Source organism: Tolypothrix sp. VBCCA 56010 (assembly GCF_050875635.1).
Taxonomy (GTDB): domain Bacteria; phylum Cyanobacteriota; class Cyanobacteriia; order Cyanobacteriales; family Nostocaceae; genus Hassallia.
In genome coordinates, this window is record NZ_JBPAOH010000285.1 from 1 (window position 1) to 4,577 (window position 4,577).

Consider the following 4,577-nt stretch of genomic DNA (forward strand, 5'->3'; position numbering starts at 1 on the left):
AATCCTAGTCTTGCTGGTTCAATATTTGCTGAATAAAAAGTATCATCTACTACAAAATTTTTTAGCGATCGCCCTGAGGAGAAAACTTTTTGGTTTACTGAAAGTAATTCAATAATCAAGTCTGGATAACGTCCATCTTCCTCCCAAACTACCCAAGAATTGCGGGGTCGTTTTTCGGTGTCTCGCACTAAGAAAAAGTCCGGACCACGGAAATCTCGATTTCGCAACTGCTGACGACTAAAATAAATTGTCAGATTCGCACCAATAAAGAAGTCATTGCGCTTTCGCCACAACCACTCCAAACAATTGACACTCCCCACGCATAGAATACGGGGGATTCTTCTCTCACAGGATCTTATCTAGACATTAAAGCGCCCCCGACAGAACTCCTCCAGAAGCAATTTGCCCCCCCACTGGCTGTCCGACAGCGAGGATACCGCGATTTTTGATTACCTGAGCTGCCGCTACGTCTCTATTAGTTGTATAGCCGCAGTGAAAGCAGCGGTGAATTCTTTCGCTCAAGCCTTTCTTACCTGTGTGCGTACCGCAGTTAGGGCAAATTTGACTTGTATAGTTTTTATCGACTTTGAGAAAGAATACATCTCGCTTCCAACAAATATAGGACAAAATATTGAAGAATTGTCCGTAGGCAGCATCAAGTGTATGTTTTCCAAATAACCCTTTTGCCCAAGCTTTAAAATTAATATCCTCAACGAATATTGCTCCGGCTTGATCGCAAAGATAATGAGCTAGTTTGAAATGCCAGTCTTTTCGGGTATCGTTAATTTTTTGATGAATTCTAGCTATCTTGTTCTGAAGTTTCAGCCAATTACTAGAAGCTTTCTTCTTGTGCTTTAATCTTCGTTGGTTGAACTCAGTACGAGTGTCACCACCTGCACTGGTCTTCAAAACCGTGCGTGAATCTTTCGACTCACACGGCTCCTCAAAGACTTGGTGTTTGTCACACATACATCTTACCCTTATTGGGCTTAGGGGGTTAGAAAGGGTGTTCATCAAGCCATCCTTCTTCTAACACTTTCTTCCCTACGCCGTGGATGACATCGTGGCAGTGTCTATGTACCAGTGTCAGATTCTCTTTCTTATTGTTTTTACGATTCATGTCCTTGTGATGTACTTCAGTGAGAGAATCTGATGTGAAGTACTGACCGCAGTGAGAGCATTTACCATTTTGAGATTTTATAAGGGCGGCTACTGCTCTCGGAGTTCCGGGGTAATTTCCTCGTCTATTACTCCAGTAAACCCAGTCACCGTCATATGGGCTGCGCTCTCTTTGTATTTGAACGTGCCTCTTTATGGGAGTATCTGCATGGCAAAGGAGTTGCATTCCTTCTTCATTTCTTGTCGCAAATACCCAGTTTCTAGTCCCTATACTGTGCCAGTATCTTTTGGATACCCATGTTTTTGATTTATAGGGATGACGGTGGTCTGCCCAAGTTCGGAGTTGATGATAAGTTATGGCATCTGCTTTTGAATAGAATGCCTTGCTCACGACGGAGGAATAGTAGTTTGACCATCCCCTAATGATTGGGTTAATTCTTGCAATTAATTCAGCTTGAGAGGCTGATTTATTTTGCCTAATGATGATTCCTATATCATCTGTGTGGGCTTTTAACTTTTCCTTACTTGGAGTGATGATGGTCTTAAATCCCAGTGGTTTTCCTGTTACCCTACCAGTCTGATATTTACCAACTGGATGTTGTCTGATGTTGAATCCAAGGAAGTCAAATCCCACGTTTCCTTCATACTTGTGTAGGGTATGTGAGATTCGTGTTTTACTGGGTTTCAGTTCCAAACCCATGCCTTTCAACCATTCGGCTACTATTTGTTGACTTTGTTGAACAACGGTAAGGTTTTCATGCAGCACAACGAAATCGTCTGCATATCTGATGACACTGGGAGCGTTTCTTTTGGGAAATGCCCCTAGTATTACTGTTTCCATACCGTGTAGGGCGATGTTGGCAAGGAGAGGAGAAATTACCCCTCCTTGCGGTGTACCCTTAAAATTTGGGTCAACTGTTCGGCTTTTATTGCGATTGGCGTATCTGCTCCAATCAATCACCCCCGCTTTTAACCATGCCTTGATTTGTCGAAGTAAAGTGGGGAATGTATTTAGTTTTTCTAATAGCGCCTTGTGGTCAATTTGGTCAAAGCATTTGGCAATATCGGCATCTAGCACATATTTGGCTTTCTGCTTAATTGCTTGGAATATCTGCTCAACCGCATCATGGCATGAGCGTCCTGGTCGAAATCCGAACGAATTTGGCTCGAATTTAGCTTCCCATTCCGGCTCTAAGGCAGCTTTTGCTAGGGCTTGGGTTGCCCTGTCGTGTATTGTAGGTATCCCTAGTGGGCGTTTTTCCTCCCTTCCTGGCTTGGGTATCCAAACCCTTCTGGTTGGCTTGGCTTTTCGGTTTAACCTCAGTTGGTCTACAAGTTCTAACCTTTGTTTTGGGGTTAGACTTTTCACCCCGTCAACTCCGGCAGTTTTCTTGCCCTGATTATCCTGAGTTACCCTTCGCACGGCTAAGACCTTAGCTGACCAAGATTTCATCAAGGTTTTCTGAAGCCTGCGGACTGCCCGAACGTCTCCACGTTGAGATGCTTGATATATGCGCTTTTGCAACTTGAAGACAATCCTCTCAACTTTTCGCCAAGAGATGTCTTTCCATTCCACAGTCGCCTTATTTGACTCTGTATTAGACATATTGATTGCTATTTGAGCCTATATCTTCCAAATCTTCGTAAATCTGTCAGCGTATCCCCCTCATTACAAGAGGGCGTTGGCTTCTGATTCAATCCTTCCTCTGTATTCATCTGGTTAGCACCTACTCAGGTATCGACCTTTCCTGAGAGAAATATAGAGGTTATCTCGTTCCTGATAACCATTGTTTGAGCCTTTAGAGCGATGCTCTCTACCGGGTTTTTGGGAAGTGCTTGTTGGTCGCTTACTGAAACGCCAACTCCCTATCCTTTGCCTTTTGGCTCCAGTGTGTCAGCCTTTACACTGGTTGTTGATAACGATAGTTCAACCACACCTTCACTTTCGTTACTCATAGGCTCTTGCTCGAAGGGATTCCAGTTTAGGCTACCAGTTACCTCCTTTTCACCCCGTTTCACGATTGAGGTTGCTATTCTCATTTGTGGGGGTGATGCTGTCACCACTGCACTTGTGGGGAGGGAATTACACCCTCATGGTTATCAAGTTTTCAAGGTTCGTTCTAACCAATACGAGAGGTTAGTTTCCTTGATTCCTCTACACTTGGGCAAAGATTGCCTCCGTTTTTGAGGAAACGAGTCACACCAGTAATTTCAACTCGCGGTGAAGTGCCCTGAAGAATCGAGGTCTAGAAACTAATTCCCCATCACTTGTAGCTAAGTATTTGTCTAGTCCAATATCTACCCCTAGAAAATGTCCGTGAACTGGGACATTGGCTACTTGTACACTCAATTGATAAGTGAGCATAGCAAAATACCCAGATGCTTTCTTAACCACTCTAATCTGCTTCAAAATAAAGCCTTCGGGTAATGGACGAGACATTTTCATCTTCACCCAACCGATTTTTGGGAGCTTAACTCTTCCCGATTCCACTGCGCTCTGTTTAATATCTGGATAGACGAAAGAACGCATCTTATTTTTGAATCTAGGGAATCCTGACGAGCGTTCCCACATTGCTACAAACGCAGATTCTAACTGTCTTAGAGTTTGCTGCAAAACGTGAATGTGTGGTAGCTGAAGTTCGGGATAAACCTTCTTGGCTGAAGTTAAGGCTTTACACTGAGAAGCATAGGTAGGTCTTGGCGCATCCGCAGGAATTATGTATTCAGAAACTAGACTGCATGAATTAACAGTAGACTTGCGAGAATTAACCCAATCCTTACGTTCTCGCAGCGCAAAGTTATAGACTTTTTTACAGGCATCAAGCCACGCTTCAAAAATCTCTATTTGCTGCGCGTTTGGTTTAAGTTTGTATTCGTAGTTTATTGTTATCATATGAGTACTATATTATGGTGAATAAATAAATGCAAGTTTATTCACGACGAATGAATTCGCCTTACCCATAAATAGAATTTAGGGGCTTGCGGCGCTCCCTGAGTCTGGGTCAGAAGTTGGTTGGAGCGTGGTGAGTAGTGTATTGAGTCGCGATTGAGCGCAACTACGCTCTGGTGGAGGGTTGATTGGAAAGCACAACGCACTTCACATAACTACTCCCCCTGAGTCACGGATTCAGCTACACTGATCAGTGGTTTATTGCATTGTAAATAGGCATGGAAATCGGACAAAAGGTTAAAGTCTTTCGTTTGCGCGATCGCGTGTCTCCTCCTGTGGTCAAAAGGCTAGGACAAGTCGGTGTCATCCAAAGCTTCAAAATGACTGATGCTAGCGGTGTCGGTGTGGTGGTGAAGTTTGAAGATAATTTTTCCACTTGGTTTTTTGAAGATGAACTCCGAGTCGAAGTGCGATTCGTTGAGTGAGGAATCACGGTTAAGTCCGTAAATAATCACTCCAACCCCCTTTGGGTTGAACTCCAGACAGGATGGAGGTGCAAGCCCTCCCT

Annotated in this window: 6 protein-coding genes; 1 reads left to right on the top strand and 5 read right to left on the bottom strand. The window is 43.8% G+C overall.

The features are described from left to right. The 5 genes from AABK37_RS40490 to AABK37_RS40510 form a co-directional block, all read right to left on the bottom strand. On the bottom strand, positions 1 to 320 hold a 320-nt coding region (locus AABK37_RS40490; RefSeq protein WP_432557024.1), incomplete at its 3' end, for a Uma2 family endonuclease. Positions 321 to 366: 46 nt separating this feature from the next. Next, positions 367 to 969: an RNA-guided endonuclease InsQ/TnpB family protein gene (locus AABK37_RS40495; RefSeq protein ID WP_432557025.1), complete on the bottom strand. Its 603-nt coding sequence runs from the start codon at positions 967 to 969 to the stop codon at positions 367 to 369. A 28-nt stretch (positions 970 to 997) separates the two neighbouring features. Beyond that, positions 998 to 2,725: a group II intron reverse transcriptase/maturase gene (gene ltrA, locus AABK37_RS40500; RefSeq protein WP_432557026.1), complete on the bottom strand. Its 1,728-nt coding sequence runs from the start codon at positions 2,723 to 2,725 to the stop codon at positions 998 to 1,000. A gap of 260 nt (positions 2,726 to 2,985) precedes the next feature. Further along, complete coding sequence (locus tag AABK37_RS40505; RefSeq protein WP_432557027.1) at positions 2,986 to 3,180, bottom strand: hypothetical protein; 195 nt, start codon at positions 3,178 to 3,180, stop codon at positions 2,986 to 2,988. A gap of 136 nt (positions 3,181 to 3,316) precedes the next feature. Further along, complete coding sequence (locus tag AABK37_RS40510) at positions 3,317 to 4,012, bottom strand: RNA-guided endonuclease InsQ/TnpB family protein (protein WP_432557028.1); 696 nt, start codon at positions 4,010 to 4,012, stop codon at positions 3,317 to 3,319. 275 nt (positions 4,013 to 4,287) lie between these two features. Here AABK37_RS40510 and petP point away from each other — a divergent pair, with 275 nt between their 5' ends. Continuing rightward, positions 4,288 to 4,494, top strand: a complete 207-nt coding sequence (petP, locus tag AABK37_RS40515; protein WP_432557029.1) for a cytochrome b6f subunit PetP — start codon at positions 4,288 to 4,290, stop codon at positions 4,492 to 4,494. The last annotated feature ends 83 nt before the right edge of the window (positions 4,495 to 4,577 follow it).

Excerpts from the sequence above, each read along its gene's own strand:
- AABK37_RS40495 (WP_432557025.1), bottom strand. The coding sequence starts at position 969 with ATGTGTGACAAACACCAAGTCTTTGAGGAGCCGTGTGAGTCGAAAGAT.
- petP (WP_432557029.1), top strand. The coding sequence starts at position 4,288 with ATGGAAATCGGACAAAAGGTTAAAGTCTTTCGTTTGCGCGATCGCGTG.
- AABK37_RS40510 (WP_432557028.1), bottom strand. The coding sequence starts at position 4,012 with ATGATAACAATAAACTACGAATACAAACTTAAACCAAACGCGCAGCAA.
- ltrA (WP_432557026.1), bottom strand. The coding sequence starts at position 2,725 with ATGTCTAATACAGAGTCAAATAAGGCGACTGTGGAATGGAAAGACATC.